The sequence below is a fragment of the Metallosphaera yellowstonensis MK1 genome (genome assembly GCF_000243315.1).
Taxonomy (GTDB): domain Archaea; phylum Thermoproteota; class Thermoprotei_A; order Sulfolobales; family Sulfolobaceae; genus Metallosphaera; species Metallosphaera yellowstonensis.
Genome location: NZ_JH597761.1, coordinates 740,128 through 741,895, shown reverse-complemented (window position 1 = coordinate 741,895; position 1,768 = coordinate 740,128). Strand labels below are relative to the sequence as shown.

The window sequence follows — 1,768 nt, the reverse complement described above, 5'->3', positions numbered from 1 at the left end:
CCGGGAAGGCACGTAGTGCCTGTGGAGCTCCGCCCTCTACTCTTTGGCACGACGGGGCAATGAGGCAGGAAGCTTCGCCCTTTCACGGTAGACCCAAAATCATATTATGAAAAATAATTCTGACAGAATAATATCGATTCATGGCAGATAACAGGATTTATAAGAGTATTAAGAATTCAGTTGAAGAAAGGTTTAAGGTGAGGGAGATGTGGTATTACCACGTGTGATAGTGAGATGATAACACACCATCTCCCTCACCAAAACAACGTTCAACAAATAGGATATAAATTACTTTCCATGCTGAACTTCAAGGGAAAGAGAGGGGAAGAGGTGGCGAGAACCCTCATCTCGGCCTGTCTGTGGAACGATTCGGTGGAAAGTAAGTCGAGGGCGTATGACGTGTCCCCACAGACCGTGAGGAATTACGTGGAGGAGCAAGGGGTGGAAGTTATTGAGAAACTCTTGGAAAGCGCCAGGAAGATATCCTTGGAGACGCTGAAGGGAGTAAGGGAGATAGACCTCTCAATAGACTGGACGACCAAGACCTGGTACGGGAAAACGGTGGGAGGGCTCGGGAGTTCGGAGGAGGGGAGCTCTTGGAACTACGCAACTGCGACGACTAAGTTTGACGGGAAAGTGCTCCTACTGGCCTTCGTCACTCAAGTGAACGGGATGACCAAGGATGAGGTCGTGAAGGCCCTCGTGGAGCAAGTCGTCGCCATGGGGTTCAAGGTAAGGTTGATGACTCTCGACGCTGGTTTCTACACTGTAGACGTGCTCAACTTCGTTTCGCAGTTCAAGTACGTAATTGCCGTCCCTGTTGGTGATGTTAAGGTCTACCAGGAGTTCGACGGCGAGTACGAGACTAACAGTAAGAGGCACAGGAGGGACGAGCAGGTCGAGTTCAGGCTCCTCGTGTACAGCAAGGAGAAGGTCAGGAGAAAGAAGAGGACTCTAGTTTACTTCGCCAGGGCGACTAATCTAAACCTACCGAAGGGGGAGGTGTTGGACTTGTACGACAAGGTGAGGGGTCCCATAGAGACCTCTTACCGGAACATCAAGGCTTTTCTCCCCTTCACCAGTTCCACCAAGTTCGTCTTCCGCACGTTGATCTTCGTGCTGGCAATCGTACTCTACTCCCTGTACACCGTGTTCAAGGGGGAGGTGAGGAGGGAGCAGTTCAGGGTACTCCTAATACTCTTGTTTTCTGATGATTTATTCAATCTAAAAGATTTTCTACTTAAATCAATAGAACCGCTTATTAATAATATAGATTTATTTTCAAGGAGGTGATTTTGGGTCTACCGTTCAGGGTAAGGTGGGCGATTCAGGGCTCCTTTGCAAATTGTAATATCTCTGTTGATTTGGACTTATTCAATGGAGGAATTATTGAATATATTTGACCATTTCACGAAGAAATAAGAGTCCTTGTAATATTATTACAAGGATGAGATAACAGGTGGAGAGGTTGTAGTTGAGGGCTATGGCCCGGGCGATCTGGAGTATCCTCCAGGGGGAGTGGCACTTCCCGAACCTCCTCCTCTCCAGGAGGGAGTTGAAGGACTCGGCCAGGTTGTTCGACCTGAGGAGGGGCCAGAGCTCCCTGGGGGCGAGGAGGTAGGAGAGGAGGGGGGAGCCACGGGTGGGGACGGACTCGGCGAGGGAGAGGAGGAGGTCCAGCAAGACCCTCACCCTCCTGTCCACCCTCCGTTTGAGGTGGACCAGGCAGGTCTGCCTCGCGACCTTGATCCCGGAGCGGGAGATTGCC

At 50.6% G+C, this 1,768-nt stretch carries 1 protein-coding gene and 1 pseudogene; one reads left to right on the top strand and one right to left on the bottom strand.

Annotation, left to right across the window (positions count from 1 at the left end; translation table 11 throughout):
• Nucleotides 1-234 precede the first annotated feature (234 nt).
• Nucleotides 235-1,293 carry an ISH3 family transposase gene (locus METMK1DRAFT_RS04565; protein ID WP_009071310.1) on the top strand — a complete coding sequence of 353 codons (1,059 nt, stop codon included), beginning with the start codon at nucleotides 235-237 and terminating at the stop codon, nucleotides 1,291-1,293.
• A gap of 93 nt (nucleotides 1,294-1,386) precedes the next feature.
• On the opposite strand, the pseudogene METMK1DRAFT_RS04560 reads toward METMK1DRAFT_RS04565, so the two are convergent.
• A pseudogene (locus tag METMK1DRAFT_RS04560) lies at nucleotides 1,387-1,768 on the bottom strand (IS256 family transposase); the annotation flags it as partial.